Origin of the sequence: Microbacterium karelineae, assembly GCF_009745985.1 — a bacterium.
Taxonomy (GTDB): domain Bacteria; phylum Actinomycetota; class Actinomycetes; order Actinomycetales; family Microbacteriaceae; genus Microbacterium; species Microbacterium karelineae.
Map to the genome: position 1 here is coordinate 31,006 of NZ_WFIX01000180.1, position 19,650 is coordinate 50,655.

General features: G+C 71.4%; 13 protein-coding genes. 7 read left to right on the forward strand and 6 right to left on the reverse strand.

The window, feature by feature from the left end; all coding sequences use genetic code 11:
• Window positions 1-47: 47 nt before the first annotated feature.
• From GB932_RS08695 to GB932_RS08705, 3 genes are read left to right on the forward strand one after another with little or no spacing between them, the layout of a single operon-like run.
• Window positions 48-1,508, forward strand: a complete 1,461-nt coding sequence (locus GB932_RS08695; RefSeq protein WP_156760308.1) for a DUF3375 domain-containing protein — start codon at window positions 48-50, stop codon at window positions 1,506-1,508.
• On the forward strand, window positions 1,501-2,166 hold the full coding sequence (locus GB932_RS08700; protein WP_156760309.1) for a DUF4194 domain-containing protein: 666 nt from the start codon (window positions 1,501-1,503) through the stop codon (window positions 2,164-2,166). Before GB932_RS08695 ends, GB932_RS08700 begins: the two co-directional genes overlap by 8 nt.
• Window positions 2,163-5,513 (forward strand): ATP-binding protein, encoded by a 3,351-nt coding sequence (locus GB932_RS08705; RefSeq protein ID WP_156760310.1) that lies wholly within the window; start codon window positions 2,163-2,165, stop codon window positions 5,511-5,513. The genes GB932_RS08700 and GB932_RS08705 overlap by 4 nt, the downstream gene beginning before the upstream one ends.
• Window positions 5,514-5,522: 9 nt before the next feature.
• On the opposite strand, the gene GB932_RS08710 is transcribed toward GB932_RS08705, so the two are convergent.
• The 6 genes from GB932_RS08710 to GB932_RS08735 all read right to left on the reverse strand — a co-directional run bounded on the left by GB932_RS08710 (window position 5,523) and on the right by GB932_RS08735 (window position 11,757).
• Entirely contained in the window at window positions 5,523-6,344 is an 822-nt protein-coding gene (locus GB932_RS08710; protein ID WP_156760311.1) for an alpha/beta fold hydrolase, read from the reverse strand.
• Window positions 6,345-6,477: 133 nt separating this feature from the next.
• Window positions 6,478-6,909: a heat shock protein transcriptional repressor HspR gene (locus GB932_RS08715; protein ID WP_156760312.1), complete on the reverse strand. Its 432-nt coding sequence runs from the start codon at window positions 6,907-6,909 to the stop codon at window positions 6,478-6,480.
• Window positions 6,910-6,954: 45 nt separating this feature from the next.
• Complete coding sequence (locus GB932_RS08720; RefSeq protein ID WP_156760313.1) at window positions 6,955-7,911, reverse strand: DnaJ C-terminal domain-containing protein; 957 nt, start codon at window positions 7,909-7,911, stop codon at window positions 6,955-6,957.
• 72 nt (window positions 7,912-7,983) lie between these two features.
• Window positions 7,984-8,595, reverse strand: coding sequence for a nucleotide exchange factor GrpE (locus GB932_RS08725; protein WP_156760314.1), 612 nt, complete (start codon window positions 8,593-8,595; stop codon window positions 7,984-7,986).
• Window positions 8,595-10,451, reverse strand: coding sequence for a molecular chaperone DnaK (gene dnaK, locus GB932_RS08730; protein WP_156760315.1), 1,857 nt, complete (start codon window positions 10,449-10,451; stop codon window positions 8,595-8,597). Before dnaK ends, GB932_RS08725 begins: the two co-directional genes overlap by 1 nt.
• A 109-nt stretch (window positions 10,452-10,560) precedes the next feature.
• The gene (locus tag GB932_RS08735; RefSeq protein WP_231916088.1) at window positions 10,561-11,757 is read right to left on the reverse strand and encodes an MFS transporter; all 1,197 of its coding nucleotides are present in this window, start codon (window positions 11,755-11,757) and stop codon (window positions 10,561-10,563) included.
• 58 nt (window positions 11,758-11,815) lie between these two features.
• On the opposite strand from GB932_RS08735, the gene GB932_RS08740 reads away from it, so the two are divergent.
• The 4 genes from GB932_RS08740 to GB932_RS08755 all read left to right on the forward strand — a co-directional run bounded on the left by GB932_RS08740 (window position 11,816) and on the right by GB932_RS08755 (window position 19,551).
• Window positions 11,816-13,225, forward strand: coding sequence for an MFS transporter (locus GB932_RS08740; RefSeq protein ID WP_156760317.1), 1,410 nt, complete (start codon window positions 11,816-11,818; stop codon window positions 13,223-13,225).
• A gap of 24 nt (window positions 13,226-13,249) precedes the next feature.
• Complete coding sequence (locus tag GB932_RS08745; protein WP_156760318.1) at window positions 13,250-14,086, forward strand: HAD-IIB family hydrolase; 837 nt, start codon at window positions 13,250-13,252, stop codon at window positions 14,084-14,086.
• A gap of 221 nt (window positions 14,087-14,307) precedes the next feature.
• Window positions 14,308-16,758 (forward strand): helix-turn-helix domain-containing protein, encoded by a 2,451-nt coding sequence (locus GB932_RS08750; protein WP_156760319.1) that lies wholly within the window; start codon window positions 14,308-14,310, stop codon window positions 16,756-16,758.
• Between the two features lie 204 nt (window positions 16,759-16,962).
• Window positions 16,963-19,551 carry an immune inhibitor A domain-containing protein gene (locus GB932_RS08755; protein ID WP_156760320.1) on the forward strand — a complete coding sequence of 863 codons (2,589 nt, stop codon included), beginning with the start codon at window positions 16,963-16,965 and terminating at the stop codon, window positions 19,549-19,551.
• Window positions 19,552-19,650: the final 99 nt, after the last annotated feature.

Sequence of the window (19,650 nt, forward strand, 5' to 3'; positions counted from 1 at the left end):
GGGCTCTTCCCGCCTCTCCGTCAGGGGCTGTCGGTAACCTCGCCTGCATGACTTCCACGCGATCCGAGGCGGCATATGCGCGCGCGCTCGCCGCGTTCAAGACGCCCACGCTCGACCTGCTCCACGGGCGGTACGCGCCGTTCGTCGTCGCGGCGCTGTCGTCCCTCTTCTCGGCCGACCGCCCGGCCGTCGCCGTGAGCGACGCGCACGTCGAGGTCGACGAGATCCTCGACGAGCTGCGCGCCGCGGGCTACGGCGACGATGAGCGCGGCCTTCCGGCCGGTCAGGCGCGCGAGATCTGCCGCTACTGGGTGCGCGTCGGCTGGCTCGTCCCTCAGATCGACGACGGCGTCGAGGTCTACCGCCTCTCGGCGCACGCCGTCGGCGCCCTCGAGATCACGGGCCGCACGGGCGGCCGCACCCGCGTCTCGAACTCCCGCGTCCGCACCCTGCTGGAGGCCGTCGAACGCCTCGCCGGCGACGCCGAGAACGACCCCCAGCGGCGCCTCGAGCGGCTGCGCGGCGAGCGCGACCTGCTCGATGCCGAGATCGATCGCGTCGAGGGCGGCCACGCCGATCCCGTCGACGACGACGAGCTGCTGGAAGAGGCCGAGAACATCCTGCATCTCGCGCGCGAGCTGCCCGCCGACTTCACCCGCGTCGCCGAGTCGATCAAGGCGATGCAGCGCGACGTCGTCGCCGATCTGCGCCGCGATGTGCGCCCCACGGGCGAGGTGCTGCGCGAGTACCTCCAGCGCGGCCAGCACGTCATCCAGTCCACGCCGGAGGGCCGCGCCTTCGCCGGCGCCCTGCGCCTCATCGGCGATCCCGAGCGCATCGACGCGCTCACGAGCGACCTCAGGAACGCGCTCGCGCAGCCGTTCGCACGGCTGATGGATCCGGCGCAGCGCGCCGAGCTCGATGCCATCAGCCGCCGCGTCGAGCTCGGCGTGCAGGAGGTGCTGACGGCGCAGCGCCGCGCCTCGCACGTCATCACCCAGCAGGTGCGCACGCACGATCCCGCGCGCGATCGCCAGGTCGACGACCTCCTGCGGGACGTCATGGCGGGGCTGCACTCGTGGGCGAGCACCTCGGCCGACGCCGTCGTCGACCCGCTGCGCGGCATGCCGGTCGCGGGCGTCGGCCACCTGCGCCAGAGCCTCGGCGACATCCGCCCGCCCGGCGCCCCCGCACCCCTCACCGCGGCAGGCGACGTCGAGTTCCTCGACTCCGACACCCGCGCCTGGGGCGGCCCTCGGTACTCGGAGCTCGAGGCGCACGTCGCGACGCTCGGCTCCGAGTACGATCTCGCGGGCGCCTTCACCGGCGCCCCCGACGGCACCCGCCGGCCCGTCGACCTCGTCGGCCTGCTCGAGATCGCCCATCGCGGCGAGATCGACGAGCGCGGCGAGGTCTCGATCGTCGAGGCCCTGCGCCCCGACGGCACCACGAGAAGGTTCGCGTTCGGATCCGTCACCGCACGCACGCCCGAGGAGGACGATGACTGACACCGAGACCGCGTTCATCGCGCCCGTCGCGATGGAGGACGACCCCGATGAGCTGTTCGCGGGCGACCGCGGCGTGCTCGACGGCGATGTGCGGCGCGTGCTCGTGCACCTGCTGCAGCGCCGCTTCCTCTCGGCCGAGCGCAGCCGCGCCGAGTGGACGACGCTCCTCGACAACCAGGGCCTCATCGAATCGCGCCTCGGCGACCTGTTCGTGCGGCTCGTCATCGATCACGAGCGCGGATTCGCCTACAAGCAGCAGGTGCGCAGCGACGAGCTCGACGTGCCGATCCTGCTGCGCGACAGCGCCTACACCCGCACCGAGACGCTCGTCCTCGTGCACCTGCGGGCCGTGTTCCAGCGCGAGCGGGTCGCGGGCGAGACGCAGGCGCGCGTCGACATCGAAGATGTCGAGCAGACCGTGCTCAGCTACTTCGCCGATGCCGAACGCGAGACCGCGAAGCGGCAGAAGGCCGTGCGCGCCGCCGTCGCACGCCTCGACCGCGACGGCATCATCGACGAGGAGACCGAGGGCCGCTACCGCATCAGCCCCCTCATCGAAGTCGTGATGAGCGCCGAGAAGCTCCACGAGCTCCGCGGATGGCTCCGCGCCCAGACCGTCACGGGCGATGAGCCCGCCGAGGAGGACGACGAACTGTGACGATGCTCGACACGCTCTTCGGGCTCATCCCCGCCGCATCGCGCGGCCAGCAGTGGGTCGCGGAGGACCTGCAGCTGGTCAACTGGGGCGGCTACGACGGCCCCCACGCCGTGCGGTTCTCACCTGGTGCGACGCTGCTCGTCGGCGGATCCGGAACCGGGAAGTCGACGCTCATGGACGCGTACATCGCGCTCATGATGCCCCACACGACGCCCTTCAACGGGGCCTCCAACGGCGGCGTCACGGGGCGCCCGCGCGGCGAGGACCAGCGCAACATCCTCTCGTATGCGCGCGGCAAGATCGACGAGACCCGCACCGACGAGGGCACGAAGGTGCGCGTGCTGCGCGGCGACGGCGAGGACACCTGGACGGCCGTGTCGATGACGTGGCTCGATCACGACGGATCCCGCTTCACGGCCGTGCGCGCCTGGTATGTTCCGGCCACGGCACGCGTGCTGGAGGACACTGTGCGGGTGCGCGCGACGACCGATGCGGCGTTCGATCTGTCGAGCCTCGAGGAGGCCGCGGCCCGTCGCTTCGGCGACACCGCGCTCCGGGCCGCGGGCCTCGAGCCGGTCGCGACCGACCGCGAGTTCTCGGCGCGCCTGCACTCGGTTCTCGGCATCGGCGCCGCCGGATCCGGGGCGAAGGCCATGAGCCTGCTCGCCCGCATCCAGGCCGGTCAGCAGATCACGACCGTCGACGACCTGTACAAGCACATGGTCCTCGAGGAGCCGGAGACGCTCGCGGCCGCCGATGCCGTCGTCGCGCACTTCGACGAGCTCGAGAAGGTGCGCACCCGCATGGTCGAGGCCCGGCAGCAGGTCGAGGCGCTCGAGCCCATCCGCGAGCTGCAGACCAAGATCTCAGGCGCCGCCGAACGCTCGGCGCTCGTCGACGAGGTCGGCGACTTCTCGGACCACGACTCGCTCGCGACGCTCTGGCGCGCCCGCCGCCGCCTCGGCCTGCTGCGCGCCGTCGAAGACGAGCTCGGCGGGCGGCACCGCTCGCTCAGCGCCGACGTCCGCGAGCGCGAGGCTCTCGCCGATGCCGCCGAGGCGGAGCGCGACGCGGTCCGCGAGATGCTGCGCCAGTCCGGAGGAGACCGCCTCGAGACCGCCCAGCGCGAGCGGCAGGCCGCGGAGCGTCGCCTCTCCGAGGTCACGCGCGCCCGCGAGAGGTTCGACGACGACGTCCGCGAGCTGGGCGTCGAGGTGACGAACAGGACGGGGTTCCAGGCCCTGGTCGTCGAGGCGCGAGCCGCCATCGCCGACGCCGATTCCCGCGACGGCGCCCGCCGGGCGTTCGCCGAGGTCGCGGCCGAGCGCACCGCCGCCCGCCAGCGGATCTCAGAGCTCGAGCGCGAGAAGCGGGCCGCCGAATCCGCGTCGGGCGCGATCCCGGCCGTCCTCGCCGATGTGCGTCAGCAGCTCGCGGAGGCCGCGGGGCTCTCGCCCGCCGACCTCCCTTTCGTCGGCGAGCTCGTCGAGGTGCGCACGGAGTTCGAGCCGTGGCGCGAGGCGTTCAACCTCGCCCTCGGCGGCTTCGCCACGCGGATCCTCATCGACACCGCCCATGTGGCGGCGTTCCGCGCCGCGATCGACAGCGTGCGCACGTCGCAGCGCATCAGCTACGACGGCGTGCCCACGGGCATGGCCCTGGCCGCGCGCCCCGACGCCCGTACCCTGCCTGGTCGGCTCGACTTCGCGGAGAGCCCCTTCGCCGGTTGGCTGCAGCAGCGCCTCGTCGAGCGCTACGGGTATGTGTGCGTCGACAGCGCGTCCGAGCTGTCGGACCACCGCCTCGCGCTGACCATCCGCGGGCAGGCCTCGCAGGGCAGCGGCGGATCCCACGGCGGCCACGGCCGCCGCAATGTGCTCGGCTTCTCGAACGACCGCGCCCTGCGCGAGCTCGACACCGACCTCGCGGCCGCGCAGGCGCGGTATGCGCGCGCGGAGCGGGCGGTGGCTGAGGCCGAGGCGGCGCTCGATGCCGTCGACATCCGTCGCGCCGCCCACGAGAAGGTCGTCCAGGCCGTCTGGGAGCAGATCGACGTCGCCGCGGCGACCGCCGAGCGCGACCGGTGGGCGTCAGCCGAACGCGAGCTCGCCGAGGGCAGCCCCGAGATCCAGAGGTTCACGAGGCAGCTCACCGCGGCGCGCGAGAAGGCCGCGAAGCTCCGCGAGGGCATCGCCCGCGCGAGCCTCGAGCGCGATCAGGTGAACGAGCGCTGGGCCGAGGTCACCGACGCGGTCGACGAGAGCCAGGAGGTCATCGACCACGCCGAGGCCGCCGGGCGCGAGCTCACGGATGCCCAGGCCGCCTTCCTCGACGACCGCTTCGCCCACGGCGGCGGAGCGGCCGCGGACCCGACGGCCGCGCTCAGCGCCTTCGACGCGGCGCTGCAGACCGCGACGCGTCAGCTCCACGAGGATCGCCGCGCCGCGCTCGAAGCACACCACGAGCATCGCGAGAGCATGCGCCGCGTGATGGCGGGCTTCCTCGCGCGCTGGCCCAACCCCAATCTGCTCGCCGACCCCGATGCGTCGGTCGCCGACTTCGAGCGGATCCTCGTCGCGCTTGAGACGAGCGGCCTGCACGAGCTCGAGGCCGAGTGGCGGGCGAGCCTCATCCGCATGTCGGGCGACGACCTCACGAACCTCGACTCGACGCTCAGCCGTTCGATCCGCGAGATCCGCGACCGCATCGAGCCGATCAACCGGATCATGGGTGATCTGCCGTTCTACGACGACGGCAGCCGCCTGCAGATCATCACGCGCGAGAACACGTCTGAGTCGCGCCGCCGCTTCCGCCGCGATCTGCGGGAGGTGCGGCAGATGATCGAGCAGGCGTCGAGCGATGCCGACCGCGAGGCGGTGTATGGGCGCATGACGAAGCTCATCGCCCGCATGCGCCAGACGGCGCCCGAGTTCGCCGAGCTGATCGATGTGCGCCGTCACGTGCGGGTCAGCGCCGAGCGCATCGACGCGACCTCCCGGCAGCACCTCGCGCTCTACGATCACATCGGCGAGAAGTCGGGCGGCGAGTCGCAGGAGCTCATCGCGTTCATCGTCGGCGCGGCCCTGCGCTACCAGCTGGGCGACGCCGGATCCGAGCGCCCGCGCTACGCGCCGGTGTTCATGGACGAGGCCCTCATCAAGGCCGACGCGCACTTCACGAAGCGCGCCATCGGGGCATGGCGCGGCCTCGGCTTCCAGCTCGTCATCGGCGCGCCCAACGACAAGTACAGCGCGATCGAGCCCCACGTCGACGTCGAGTACGACATCCTCAAGGACACGAAGGGCCGCTCCTGGGCCAAGCCGAAGGTCGCCCTCCCGGCGGAGTAGCGGGGGCGGTCACTCCTGCCCGACGGATGCCGGAGCGTGCCGGAGCAGGAACCGGACCACAGCGCGACCGGCTGCCTCCGGCTCCTGTTCCAGGGGGTAGTGACCGGAGTCTTCGAGCACGAGACCGGTCACGTCCCGGGCGATCGGGCGCATGCCGTCGGCGACGGCGGTGCCGAACGCGAAGCGCCCGCCGATCGCAAGAACCGGCGCTCCGATCGGTTCTGCGGTGAGAGCCTGTGTGTCGCCGAGGTCAGCGTCGCGAGTGCGGTAGTAGGAGAGCGACGCGTTCAGAACGCCTCGTGCGGAGTACGCGTCGACGTAGGAACGCGTGACGGCGGGGTCGAGCATGTCCGGTCCTGCGCTCTGTTCGAGGAACGCGCCGAAGTAGATGGCTTCCCGGCCGGGGAGGAGGTGCTCGCCGAGACCGACCGCACGATTGAATGCTCCGTGCCAGGTCGGGTAGTGCTCGCAACCCGGCACGGGGACCTCGACGTCGATCCCCGGGAGGATCTCCTCTTCGATGACGAGCGCGATCACCGCGGGCCCCATCTCGGCGGCGAGATGCACGGCGACCGTGGCGCCCCAATCATGACCGATCAGCGCGAACTGCGAGATCCCCCGTCGAGCGATCTCGCCCCTCAGCCATCGCGCGAGGTCAGCCTTGCGAAAGCTCTGATCGCGCTCCGGCCTCGTGCCGAGACCCGGGAGTGTGATCGGAACCGGGGTGAAGCCCGCTCCGTCGAGCAGCGGCATCAGATGCCGCCAGTGCGCCTCGGTGACAGGCCAGCCGTGCACCAGCACGACCGGCAGACGATGCGATCGCGCGTTCATCGTCCTATGATGCCCGCTCTCTCGCGCTGCGACGATTCACGCGCGTCGTCCCGGAGCGCCGCCACCCCGATGCGATGACCGTCGAGCGACGTGGCTCGAGGGCACCGCGCACCCGCCGGCGAAGCAGCGGGGCTCAGCCGTGGGGCGGGTGCCAGACGACGATGTCGGTCTGGCGGCGCACGCGCGTCGTGCCCGTGAGGGTGACGACGCCGCCGGCCGCGTTCGTCGCGAAGACGCGCGCGCCGGGCCGCGTCTCGCGCTCCTCGCGGAGCTGCGCGGCGAGGGCGCGCACCTCGCCGCGCAGCTCCTGCACCTCGTTCTCGAGGTCGAGCATGCGCTGGATCACGGCGAGCGGCACGCCCTCGCCCGACAGACGCGCCACCTCGCGCAGCTGCACGATGTTGCGCGCCGAGTATCGACGCGATCCGCCTCGCGTGCGGCCGGGCACGACGAGCCCGATGCGGTCGTACTGGCGGAGCGTCTGCGGATGCATGCCCGCGAGCTCGCTCGCGGCCGCGATCGGGAAGATCGGGTCGGATTCGCTCACGCCCTCGGGCAGCTGCATCTCACACCTCCGTCAGTCTCATTCCACCATGACCCCGGCGGGCCGTCAGTGGAACAGGTCGGCCCGCGGATTCTCGGACGGTTCGACGGCGCGGTACCGCTCGAGCGCCTCGCGCTGCTCGTCGCTCAGGTGGTCGGGAACCGCCACCTGCACCTCGGCGAGCAGATCGCCCGCGCCCTTGGACGTCGAGATGCCGCGGCCCTTGACCCGCAGCACCCGCCCAGAGGGCGTGCCGGGGGCGACGCGCAGCTTCACGGGCGTGCCCTCGAGGGTCGGCACCTCGATCGTCGTGCCGAGGACGGCCTCGGTGAAGGTCACGGGGACCGTCAGTCGGAGATTGCGCCCATCGCGCGAGAACACCCGATGGGGGCGCACCGTCACCTCGACGACGATGTCGCCGCTCTCACCGCCGTTCGGCGAGGGGCGCCCGCGGCCCCGCAGCCGGATCTTCTGGCCGTCGCCGATGCCCGCGGGGATCTTCACCTTGAACGGCTTGCCGTCCTCGCCCCGCAGCGAGATCGTCTCGCCCTTCGCGGCCGTGAGGAAGTCGATCGTCGTGCGGGCGCGCACATCGCTGCCCTTCTGCGGGCCCGGCGCGCCGCCGAAACCGCCGAAGCCGCCGCGGCCCCTGCCCGACCCCGTCGCCCCATTGAACATGGAGAAGATGTCGTCGAAATCGGGGGATCCGCCGCCGCCGCGCGAGAAGCGGCTGAAGACGTCCTCGAAGCCGCCGGCGCCGGCGCCGCCCGCGGTGAAGCGCGCGCCGGACCCCATCGCGCGGAGCTCGTCGTATTCCTTGCGCTGTTCGGCATCCGACAGCACCGAGTACGCCTCGCTGATGTCCTTGAACTTCGCCTCCGCCGCCGCGTCGCCCGGGTTCGAGTCGGGGTGATAGCGGCGCGCGAGCTTGCGGTAGACCTTCTTCAGCTCGGCGTCGCCGACGTCCTTCGAGACGCCGAGGATCGTGTAGAAGTCCTTGTCGAACCAGTCCTGGCTGGCCATGTGCACCTTCTTGCTCGTTCGGCGGCCGGCGGGCGGAGGTCTTCCCTCCGCCCACCGACCGGACGCGTGCCGTTACTCGGCCGGAACGGCCACGACCACCTTGGCCGGGCGCAGCTCGATGTCGCCCAGACGGTAGCCGACCTCGGCGACCTCGAGGATCGTCGACTCGGCGGCCCCGGGTGTGGGCTGCTGGAAGACGGCCTCGTGCTGCTGAGGGTCGAAGACCTCCCCCGCCTCGCCGTAGGCGACGAGGCCCGTGCGCTCGGCGAGGCCGCGCATCTTCTCGGCCACGAGGGCGAAGGCGGATCCCTCTTCGAGGTCACCATGCTTCGCGGCCCGGTCGAGATCGTCGAGCACGGTCAGCATGCCCTTCGCGACCTCGCCCTTCGCGCGGTCGATCTCGACCTGGCGCTGTTCCTCGGTGCGGCGGCGGTAGTTGGCGTACTCGGCCTGGATCCGCTTCAGGTCGTGCAGGAGCTGCGTCTCGTAGTCGCTCTTCTCCTGCTCGGCCGCCTCGTCGGTCTGATCGGCGTCGAGGATCTCGTCGATCGTGAGGTCGTCGCCCTCGGCGCCGCCATCTCCAGCGGGTGCGCCCGCGGCGGGGGCCTCATCGACCCCCGCCTCGGCGTCCGGCTGGACCTGGTCGTCGCCGTCTGCGGGCTCGATCGGGTCCTTGTCGGTCATTACTTCTTCTCGTCCTCGTCGTCGACGACCTCGGCGTCCACGACGTCCTCGTCATCCGATGAGGCCTCGCCGGCGGCATCCGCCTGCGGCGCCTCGGCCTGCTCCTGCTGCGCCTGCGCGTAGATCGCCTCGCCCAGCTTGGTCTGGCTCTCGTTCAGCTTGTCGAGCGCGGACTTGACCGCGTCGTCGTCATCGCCGGCGAGCGCCGCCTTGAGCGCGTCGACGTCGGCGGTCACGGCCTCCTTGACGTCGGCGGGCAGCTTCTCGTCGTTCTCCTCGACGAGCTTGGCCACCGAGTATGCGAGGGTCTCGGCCTGGTTGCGGGTGTCGGCGGCCTCGCGGCGCTTCTTGTCCTCTTCCGCGTGCTCCTCGGCCTCGCGCACCATGCGGTCGATGTCGTCCTTCTCGAGCGACGAGCCGCCCGTGATGGTCATCGACTGCTCCTTGCCGGTGCCCTTGTCGGTCGCCGACACGTGCACGATGCCGTTCGCGTCGATGTCGAAGGTGACCTCGACCTGCGGCAGCCCGCGCGGGGCCGGCGCGATGCCGGTCAGCTCGAAGGTGCCGAGCGGCTTGTTGTCGCGAGTGAACTCACGCTCGCCCTGGAACACCTGGATCGCCACCGACGGCTGGTTGTCCTCGGCCGTCGTGAAGGTCTCGCTGCGCTTGGTCGGGATGGCGGTGTTGCGCTCGATGAGCTTCGTCATGATGCCGCCCTTGGTCTCGATGCCGAGGGACAGCGGCGTGACGTCGATGAGGAGGACGTCCTTGCGCTCGCCCTTCAGCACGCCTGCCTGGAGCGCGGCGCCGACGGCGACGACCTCGTCCGGGTTGACGCCCTTGTTCGCGTCCTTACCCGTCTCCTTCTTGACGAGCTCGGCCACGGCCGGCATGCGCGTGGATCCGCCGACGAGCACGACGTGCGCGATGTCGCTCAGCTTGACGCCGGCCTCGCGGATGACGTCCTCGAAGGGCTTCTTGGTGCGCTCGAGCAGGTCGCTCGTGAGCTCCTCGAACTTGGCGCGCGTGAGCGTCTCGCTGAGCGAGGCGGGGCCCTGATCCGTGAGCGAGAGGTACGGCAGGTTGATCGTGGTCGACGCGGAGCTCGAGAGCTCCTTCTTCGCCTGCTCCGCGGCCTCCTTGAGGCGCTGCAGCGCGATCTTGTCGTTCGCGACGTCGACGCCCGTCGTGTTCTTGAACTGCGTGATGAGGTGGTCGACGATCCGCTGATCCCAGTCGTCACCGCCGAGACGGTTGTCGCCGGCCGTCGCGCGGACCTGGATGGTCGAGAAGTCGTCGTCCTTGCCCACCTCGAGCAGCGAGACGTCGAAGGTGCCGCCGCCGAGGTCGAAGACGAGGATGAGCTCGTCCTCCTGGCCCTTGTCGAGGCCGTACGCGAGGGCGGCCGCCGTCGGCTCGTTGACGATGCGGAGCACGTTGAGGCCCGCGATCTCGCCGGCCTCCTTCGTGGCCTGGCGCTCGGCGTCGTTGAAGTACGCGGGCACGGTGACGACGGCGTCGGTCACGGTGTCGCCGAGGTACTGCTCGGCGTCGCGCTTGAGCTTCATGAGGATGCGCGCCGAGATCTCCTGCGGCGTGTACTTCTTGTCCTCGACCGTGAACGTCCAGTCGGTGCCCATGTGGCGCTTGACGGACGCGATCGTGTGGTCGACGTTGGTGACGGCCTGGCGCTTCGCGGTCTCACCGACGAGCACCTCGCCGTCCTTCGCGAACGCGACGACCGAGGGGGTCGTGCGCATGCCCTCGGCGTTCGCGATGACCTTCGGCTCGCCGCCTTCGAGGACGGACACGACCGAGTTGGTCGTTCCGAGGTCGATACCCACAGCACGTGCCATGTTCTGCTCCCATTCGTTGACTGGTAAGTCTTCTCGCGAGACTTGAGTCGCGATGGCTCAAGCGTACGCCACCCGCGATGGGCTGTCAACAAACTTGATATGGGTAAGCTCAACTTCTGCGATGAGGATCCCGAGAGGGCATCACGAAGGCCAGCACGAGCACGACCACGCCACCGACGAGCGATACCGTGAGGCCGGCCCGCAGCGAGCTCGCGTCGGCGATGGATCCCACGAGGGGCGGGGCGAAGAGGAACGCCAGGCGCATGAGCCACGTGACGATCGTGAGCCCCACACCCGGGCGCAGGCCCGGCAGGCGGTCGGCCTCCTGCATCGCGAGCGGGATGGTCGGCGCGCAGCCGAAGCCCGCGAGGGCGAAGCCCGCACACGCCGCCCAGACGTTCGTCGCGCTCATCGCGAGGCCGATGCCGCAGACGATGAGGATCCCCGCCGTCGTGACGACCAGGCGCGCGCCGAAGCGGTCGACGAGCCGGTCGCTCACCATGCGCCCGATGAACTGCGCCGAGACGAGCCCCACGAAGCCGGCGGCCGCAAGCTGCGCCGGCGCGCCGATCTCGCCCCGCAGGTAGAGGGCGACCCAGCTGAACCCGACCTCCTCGACGAGCCCGCCGCCGATCGCCACGAGGAGCAGGGCGATGACGATGAGGACGACCTTGGGCGTGACGCCGCCCGCCTCGCGCGCGACCCGGATCTCCTCCGTGCGGCCGACCTCGGAGTCGGGGCCCGGCAGCGCCCACCGCAGGGCGAGCACGGAGACCGCGCCGAGGCAGACAGAGGAGATGGCGAGGTGCAATGTGAGCGGCAGGTCGAGGGCGATCGCTCCTGCGGCGAGCGCGCCGCCCGTGACGGCGCCCGCCGACCAGATCGCGTGCATCGAGTTGATGATGGTCTTCCCTCGCCGCTCCTGCACGCGCAGGGCGTTGGCGTTCTGCGCCACGTCGGAGATCGCGTCCATCGCGCCCGCGAGGAGGAAGGCGCCCGCGAGGAGCAGGATCGACGGCGCGGCGGCGGCCGCGAGCGTGCCGAGCGCGAGGCCCACGCTCGTGAACGCCGCGACCCGCGCGGATCCGAATCGCCGGATCAGCGCGGCCGCCGCGACGCCGGCGAGCATCGCCCCCACGGGGTTCATCGCGATGACGATGCCGTACACCGTCGCGCTCATGTCGAGCTGGTCCTTGAGTTCGGGATAGCGCGGCACGAGGTTCGCGAAGACCGCGCCGTTGACGAAGAAGAACGTCGCCGCGGCGATGTGGGCCCGCCGCAGCGCGGGATCGGAGTTCGGCTTCACCCGTCGATTCTGCCCGGTCGCCCCCGTCATGTCACACGTGCGCGCTATCGTTCGCGCTATGAGCGAGAAGTCACCCGGCGAGGTCCCCCGCCCGCAGGCGGCGGCCGACAGCGAGGCCGTGCCGGTGCTCGGCCTGCAGGCGCGCCTCGGCGAGAAGCCGACGAAGCGATCGACCATCCTCGCGTGGGCGTTCTGGGACTGGGGCCTGCAGCCGTTCAACACGGTGATCGTCACGTTCATCTTCACGGCCCTGTACCTCACGACCGACGCCTTCCTCCCGGCCGAGGTGCAGGCCCTCGGCGACGAGGATCCCGTCCGCGATCAGGCGCTCGCGGGGCTCGCAAGCGGCCTCGGCCTCGGCACGACGGTCGCGGGGCTGCTCATCCTCGCGCTCGCCCCCGTGCTCGGTCAGCAGGCCGACGCCCAGGGGCGGCAGAAGCTGTGGCTCGGCATCGGCACGATCGGCACGATCGGGTGCATGCTCGGCCTGTGGTTCGCCGAGCCGGTACCCGCGTTCTTCTGGTTCGCGGTCGCCCTCATCTCGGCGGGCACCGTGTTCAACGAGATCGGCAGCGTCAACAGCAACGCCCTGCTCGTGAGCATCGCGAACCCGAAGAACATCGGCCGCGTCTCCGGCCTCGGCTGGGGCTTCGGGTACGTCGGCGGGGTCGTCGCGCTCGTGCTCGTCATCGCGTTCTACGCCGCCGACTGGTTCGGCGTCCCCGACGAGGGCGGCCTGCCGTTCCGCCTCATCGCGGTCGGCTGCGCCGTGTGGGCGATCCTCTTCGGGCTCCCCGTGTTCCTGAAGGTGCCCGAGCCGGCGCCGCTCGGCAAGCCGGAGCGGCGCGTCGGCTTCCTCCGCAGCTACGCCCTGCTGGTGCGCGACGTCGTCGGCCTGTACCGCTCGCGAGCGACGCGCAACACGTTCTGGTTCCTCCTCGCGAGCGCCGTCTTCCGCGATGGGCTCGCGGGGGTGTTCACGTTCGGCGCGATCATCGCGGGGCAGGTGTTCGGCTTCGAGTTCCTCGAGCTCGCGATCTTCGGCATCGCGGCGAACCTCATCGCCGGCATCTCGACCATCACCGCGGGCCGGTGGGACGACCGATTCGGGCCGAAGGCGATCATCGTGTTCGCCCTCTCGGGCATGGTCATCGCGGGCCTCGCCGTGTTCTTCCTCGCCGACGCGGGGGCGATCGTGTTCTGGGTCTTCGGGCTGCTCCTCACGGCCTTCGTCGGCCCGGCGCAGTCGGCGGGACGCTCGTTCCTCGCCCGCGTCACCCCCGCGGGACGAGAGGGCGAGATCTTCGGCCTGTACGCGACGACGGGCCGCGCGGCGAGCTGGATGTCATCGCTGCTGTGGACCGTGCTCGTCGCCGCAACGGGCGCGACCGTCTTCGGCGTGCTCGGGATCGTCGTCGTGCTGCTGATCGGCCTCGTGCTCGTCATCCTCGTGCGCGACGCCCGCTGACGCGGCCCCTGAGACACTGGATCCATGGCCCAGCGCATCGCCTTCCTCGACATCGACGGCACGATCATCGACCATGCGGGTGGGGTGCCGGATTCGACGGCCTCGGCCGTGCGACAGGCGCGCGCGAACGGGCACCTCGTCTATCTCGCGTCAGGGCGCACCCCGAGTGAGGTCGAGGGGCGTCTCGTCGAGATCGGCTTCGACGGGGCGATCCTCGGAGCCGGCGCATACGCCTGGATCGGCACGCTGTGGAGCGAGGGAGGGTGGCGCGTCGAGCGCCTCATGGATCCCGAGCGGGTCTCCGAGATGGTCACCGCCCTGCGCGCCGTGGGCGCCGACTTCGTGCTGCAGGGGCGCGACGAGGTGTGGGCGTCGCAGAGCGCCCTCGACCGGGTCACGCGGGCGCTCGATGCCGAGGGGCGGCTGTCCGACGCGACGCGCGAGGCGCTCCTCGATCATGTGACGGTGACCGACGACCCACCGCTCATGGGGGTCGCGAAGTCGGCCTTCTCGAGCGACGACCTCGGCTGCTACGGCGCCGTCACCGCCCGCCTCGGCGACGACTTCAGCGTCATCACAGGCACCATGCCGGGCCTCGGCACGGCGGGCGGCGAGGTCTCGCCCGCCGGCGTGAACAAGGGCTCGACGATGCTCACGGTCCTGGGCGAGCTCGGGATCCCCGTGGGCGACGCGATCGCGATCGGCGACAACAACAACGACCTCGAGATGCTCCGGCTCGCGGGCACCGGGGTCGCGATGGGGAACGCGACGGAGCAGGCGCGCGCCGCAGCCGACGATGTGACGACCGCGGTCGACGCCGACGGCATCTGGAACGCATTCGCGCGCCACGGGCTCGTGTAGCCGGTTCCGCGACGAAGAGAGAACCCGGGCTGCGCTCCCCCGACCGCTGCCCGGGCCTCGAACCTTTCGGCTGTCGGCGCGGCCGTGCCGCGGGATCCGACGCTTCGACGATACGGCGCGCGCCGCCGCCGAATCAGCGGTTCGCCGGGGTTTCACCCGGCCGTCACCCGTGAATCACGCGGCGTCACCCCCGTGAGATCATGGGCGATGAGGAGGAGCCTGTGCACGCGTCGAACGACGATCGGCTGAGCCGACCCCGCCTCGTCTCCATGTGGCAGCGCGTCGCCCCCGGAGCCACGGTCCTCGTGACCGCGCAGCACCGCAGCGGCGTCGCGTCGAGCATCCGCGAATGGCTCGCGGGCTCCGGCGCCTCCCTCGTCGTGTGGTCCTCCAATCGCACGGACGTCCCCGCCGAGGCGCCTGACGCGGACGTCGTGCTCCTCGAGCTCGAGGGCATGCGCGACGACCACGTCACGGCGACGCTGGCGGTGCGCGACCGCTGGCCCGCCGCGACGCTCATCGCGGTCTCGAGCACGCAGTGGCCGCCCGGGCTGCTCGACGCAGGTCTCCGCCCCGAACGCGTCTTCTCCGGTGCCCTGTTCGGCTTCACCGCCGAGGAGGTGCTCGACCGCGCAGCCCAGCTCGGCCTGTCGCTGTCGTGGGACACCGCGAGCGCCCTGCTCGACAGGGTCGGCACGCACGCCGGATTCGTCGACGCGGTTCTGCGCGCCGCGGGCTCGCGCGGATCCCTCGACGACGTCGCCGTCCGCACGGGCTGCGACGAGGCGACCTCGCACTTCGCGAGCTCCGCCGCGGCCGGCGTCTTCCGACCGAACGGCTGGCGCGCCCTCCTGGTCACGGCCCGCATCGGTCCGATGCCCCGCCGCACCCTGCTCGCCGTCTGGGGGCAGGACGAGGTCGTGCGCGCCGCGCTCGACAACATCCTCCAATCGGGTTTCTTCACGCACGATCTGACTGACGACACGATCGAGCTGCGGCCCGACATCCGCGCCGCCGTCATCGAGCGGATCGAACGCGAGGCGCGGGTGCAGGCCGTCGACGAGGCGGTGGCCGCGCTCGCCTCGCGCCTGCTGAGCGAGGGCGACACCCGCGAGGGCTGGGCCGTCGTCGCCGATCTCCCCGGCGCGCGCACGCGCCTCCTCGCACGCCACTGGTGGCAGCTCGGCGAGTTCGACGTCGATCGCGCACGCCCGTGGCTCGACGAGGCCGTCCAGCGCGATCCGGATCCCGTCCTCCGCCTCGCGCTCGCGCGCGCACTCATCGACGTCACCTGCGCGCGCCACTCCGGAAGCGTGCCGAGAGGCGACCGCCTCCGGGCGAGCCTGCTCCTCGACGAGCTCGACGCCGCGGACCTCGACCCCGACGCGCGCTTCGTCGCCGACATGCTCCGCGGCATCCTGCCGCGGCTCGAGGGGCGATTCGCCGAGGCACTCGAGATCCACGAGCGCCTCGCGGACGGCACAGCGGGCTCCCCCGGTCCGCACGACGCGGCTCCTTGCGGGCTCGTGCAGGCGTCCGCGCTCATCCAGGCGGGCCTGAGCGCCCTCGATGCCTACCGCCGCGACATCGCGTCCGATCGCTTCGCGGCCGCCGCTGCGCTCGCCCACCAGGCGCGCCACGAGCGGCTGGCGACGTTCGCCCACGAGATGCTCCTCGTCGTGCGATCGAACGGCGCGCCGATCGCCTCGCCGCAGTCGCGCATCGACGACCTGGTCGGCGCGCAGGTGAGCTCGCGGCCGCTGCAGAGCATCGTGGCGCTGAGCAGCGCCCTGTATGTCGTCGATCCCCGCGCGCTGCAGGACGCGCTCGACGCCGCGGACGACGCGCCCCCGCTCGACGACCCCATCACGCTCCGCTTCGTGTCGGTCACGCTGCGGTCGATCGCCCATAGTCTCCTCGGAACCTCGAACCTCGCGATCCGCCGCCTCGAGCTGTTCGAGCGCGGCCTCGCGGGGCATGAGCTCTCGATGAATCACCGCGCACTGCTGCTGTGGGCGCGCACCGAGGCCCTCCTCCCCGTCGGCGCGGAGGGCCGCGCGATCGCTCTCCTCGCGGAGGCGCCCGCCGATCTCGCCCGCGTGATCCCGGTCGACATCCTGCGCGCGCGAGCCCACCTGCGCGCCCGCGCCCCCGAACGCGCGCTCGCGTGCCTCGCGACCGCCCCCGAGACCCGTGAGACGGGCGTCCTCGCCGTCTGGGCGCACGTGCTGCTCTTCCTCGCCTACCACGCGATCGGATCCGAATCCTCGGCCGCCGTCGCGCGCGAGCACCTCTCGACCGCGATCGTCACGGCCTCCCGCGCGCGCCCGCTGCTGCCGTTCGCGATGCAGGGCACGGGCGCGCTCAGCACGATCATCGCGCAGTCCGCGGAGATCGCCCTCGACCCCGCCGGCCGTCGGCTCGTCGGCGACCTCGTTCGCGTGCGAGACGCGCTCCAGGTCTCGACGGGGGCGCCGCTGACCCTGAGCGAGCGGGAGCGGACGGTCGTGGCCCACCTCGCCGTCGCGACGTCCACGAAGGATCTCGCGCAGCGCCTGCACGTCTCGCCGAACACCGTCAAGACCCAGTTGCGCTCGATCTACCGCAAGCTCGACGTCTCGTCGTGGGCCGACGCCGTCGCCACGGCGAAGCGCCTCGGGCTGGCGGAATAGCCCTCGCCGACGCCACCCTCGGGACCTCCGCGCAGACTGCGCACCTCTCTGCCGGAAATCTCGCCATCCCGGCGTGGGAGATCCATCCGCAACGTGCAGTCTGTGAAAGTGATGTGGTTGCGCCGCACGAATGCTGAGTGCTCTGCTCGGTCTCTCGCGCGGTTCCCCGGGCGCTCGCGCCCGATTCATCGATTCCGGAGGAACATGAAGATTCGCACCACGTGCGCGCTCGGGGCAGCTGCGCTGCTCGCAGGGTCGCTGCTCGTCCCCAGCGCCGCGACAGCGGCACCCGCACCGAACATGCCCGACGAACAGTCGGCGGCTCCCGCCGACAACCGCCCGGACCCGCTCGCCGAGAAGCGGAGCGCGGAGAAGCAGAAGGCTGCCGAGGCCGTCGCCCTCGGCGACGCCGAGGTGTCCGACCGCGGCCGCGGCTCGCAGAAGAGCAAGGTCGTCGAGCTGAAGCCCGGCGAGTACGTCGAGTACGGCACGGCGGAGACCGCCGAGCTGTTCACGATCCTCGTCGAGTTCGGCGACGCCGCCGATGAGCGCTTCCCGGACGCCCCCGTCGGGCCGCGCCACAACGAGATCCCCGAGCCGGGCCCGTCGGACAACTCGACGTACTGGCTGTCCGACTTCTCGAAGGCCCACTACGAGGACATGTTCTTCGGCGAGGGCGAGTCGATGGCGGGCGTCTACGACGAGATGTCGTCGGGCCGATTCGACCTCGTGGGCGGCGTCTCGGACTGGGTTCAGGTCGAGAACAACGAGGCCTCGTACGGCGGCACCGAGTCGCAGGCGGACATGACGCGGTTCGTGCAGGACACCGCGAACGCGTGGTACGACGCGCAGATCGCGGCGGGACGCACGCAGGACGACATCGTCGCCGAGCTGCAGTCCTACGACGTGTGGGACCGCTACGACGCCGACGGCGACGGCATCATCAACGAGCCCGACGGCTACATCGACCACTTCCAGGCCGTCCACGCCGGCGAGGGCGAAGAGGCCGGCGCGCCCGAGTGGGCGATCTGGTCGCACCGCTGGGCCGCCGGACAGGCCGGTCTCGGCGTCGAGGGTCCCTCGGACTACCTCCCGCTGGGCGGCGTGCAGATCGGCGACAGCGACATCTGGATCCGCGACTACACGACCGAGCCCGAGAACGGCGGCCTCGGCGTCTTCGCACACGAGTTCGGCCACGACCTCGGTCTGCCCGACTTCTACGACACGGAGGGCGGCGACAACGGCACCGCATACTGGACGCTCATGAGCTCCGGCTCCTGGCTCGGACACGGCGACGGCGACATCGGCACGACGCCGAACCACATGGGCCCGCACGAGAAGCTGTTCCTCGGATGGCTCGACTACGAGATCGTCGACGCCGGCGCCGACGGCTCGGTCGACCTCGGGCCGTCGTTCCACGCCTCCACCCGCGGCGCACAGGCCGCGATCGTCGGCCTGCCCGACGCCGAGACGCACATCGAGGTCGGTGCGCCCGCCTCGGGCAGCGAGCACCTGTACTCCGGATCGGGCAATGACCTCGACGTGACGGCGACGAGCCCCGAGTTCGTCGTCCCCGACGGCGGCGAGCTCACGGCGAGCGCGAGCTACGACATCGAGATCGACTGGGACTACGCGTTCCTCGAGGCGACGACCGACGGCGGATCCACGTGGACGCCCGTCGAGACCAACCTCTCGACGTCGACCGACCCGAACGGCCAGAACGCGGGCTTCGGGATCACAGGCGCGTCCGACGGCTGGACCGCGCTGACGGCCGACCTCTCGGCCCTCGCGGGCGAGACGGCGCAGGTGCGCTTCCGCTACTGGACCGACGTCGCCGAGATGCGGTCGGGCTTCCAGGTCGACGAGATCGCCGTGGGCGACGCCCTCACGACCGATGACGGCGCGAGCGACTGGACCCTCGCGGGCTTCGAGCGCGTCGTGGACGGCAGCTACGCCCAGCCGTACAGCCACTTCTACATGGTCGAGAACCGCGTCTACGGCGGGTACGACCGTGTGCTCGAGACGGGGCCGTACAACTTCGGCTGGAGCCAGTCGAGCCCCGACGAGGTCGAGCACTACCCGTTCCAGGACGGCATGCTCGTCTGGTACGTCAGCACCCTGTACGAGGACAACAACACCTCGCTGCACCCCGGCGGCGGCGAGGCTCTCCCCGTCGACGCGAACGCCGCGGCGCTCACCTGGTCGGACGGCGAGGTCGCGCGCAACCGGATCCAGTCGTTCGACGCGACCTTCAGCCGCAAGAAGACCGACGCGATCTCGTTGCACCGCGAGACCGCCGACGGCGCGGCGACCCTCGAGGTCCCCTCGCGCACGGGCATCGCGACGTTCGACGACACGGATCCTCACGCCTACTACGACGAGGCGAACCCCTGGGGATCCGTCATCGTCGGCGGCACGGGCACGTCGGTGTCGATCGCGAAGCAGAACGCGAACAAGGGCACGATGACGATCGACGTGCGGCGGGCGGGCGAGCTCCCGACCCCCGACGCGTGGAGTGCGACGGCGACCTATACGGGCGGCGAGATCGTGACGTTCGACGGATCCGAGTGGCTCGCGACCTGGTACGCGCACGGCGATGAGCCGGGCGACGTGAACGGACCGTGGCAGGAGCTCGGCACGGAGAACGCCGACGGCGTGCCGGCCTGGACCGAGTCGCGCATCTTCAACACGGGCGATGTCGTAACGTTCGACGGCGCCGAGTTCGAGGCGAAGTGGTGGACCCGCGGCCAGGAGCCCGGCGACGCCCACGGACCCTGGGCGCCGGTCGGCTGACGCCCTCACCCCCCGATGGCCGTGTCCCTCCCGAGGGGCGCGGCCATCGACCGTCTCCGGGGCGTTCCTCAGCGCCGGGCGGAGCGCCGGAGCGCGGCG

Bases quoted from the DNA above. Each gene is read 5' to 3' on its own strand.
- GB932_RS08745 (WP_156760318.1), top strand. From the start codon at position 13,250: ATGGCCCAGCGCATCGCCTTCCTCGACATCGACGGCACGATCATCGAC.
- GB932_RS08700 (WP_156760309.1), top strand. From the start codon at position 1,501: ATGACTGACACCGAGACCGCGTTCATCGCGCCCGTCGCGATGGAGGAC.
- GB932_RS08740 (WP_156760317.1), top strand. From the start codon at position 11,816: ATGAGCGAGAAGTCACCCGGCGAGGTCCCCCGCCCGCAGGCGGCGGCC.
- dnaK (WP_156760315.1), bottom strand. From the start codon at position 10,451: ATGGCACGTGCTGTGGGTATCGACCTCGGAACGACCAACTCGGTCGTG.
- GB932_RS08695 (WP_156760308.1), top strand. From the start codon at position 48: ATGACTTCCACGCGATCCGAGGCGGCATATGCGCGCGCGCTCGCCGCG.
- GB932_RS08710 (WP_156760311.1), bottom strand. From the start codon at position 6,344: ATGAACGCGCGATCGCATCGTCTGCCGGTCGTGCTGGTGCACGGCTGG.
- GB932_RS08755 (WP_156760320.1), top strand. From the start codon at position 16,963: ATGAAGATTCGCACCACGTGCGCGCTCGGGGCAGCTGCGCTGCTCGCA.
- GB932_RS08725 (WP_156760314.1), bottom strand. From the start codon at position 8,595: ATGACCGACAAGGACCCGATCGAGCCCGCAGACGGCGACGACCAGGTC.
- GB932_RS08715 (WP_156760312.1), bottom strand. From the start codon at position 6,909: ATGCAGCTGCCCGAGGGCGTGAGCGAATCCGACCCGATCTTCCCGATC.
- GB932_RS08720 (WP_156760313.1), bottom strand. From the start codon at position 7,911: ATGGCCAGCCAGGACTGGTTCGACAAGGACTTCTACACGATCCTCGGC.